The organism is Affinundibacterium amnicola, assembly GCF_014284275.1.
Lineage (GTDB): Bacteria > Pseudomonadota > Gammaproteobacteria > Burkholderiales > Burkholderiaceae_D > Undibacterium > Undibacterium amnicola.
On sequence record NZ_JACOFU010000031.1, the window covers coordinates 1 to 222 of the forward strand.

1 protein-coding gene is annotated in these 222 nt (G+C 50.0%); it reads left to right on the plus strand.

Annotated elements, in window-relative coordinates; all coding sequences use genetic code 11:
- On the plus strand, window positions 1-222 hold a 222-nt coding region (locus tag H8K33_RS19695), incomplete at both ends, for a hypothetical protein (protein ID WP_186892774.1).

Genomic DNA, 222 nt, shown 5'->3' on the forward strand with positions numbered 1-222 from the left:
AACCAACGATCACGACAGTCGAACCAGGTGCACCAGGTGTTGCTGGTGACAATGTGGTTGAAGGTACGAGCTTGGTCTACACGGTATCCTTGTCAGCAGCGACAACGATTGCGTCGACTTATGCCTATAACTTAGGTGGTGGTACAGCAACTGCGGGTAGTGATTACAACGCGACGCCAACGTTTAATAACGGTGTCACTTTGGTTGGTGGCAATCTGATTG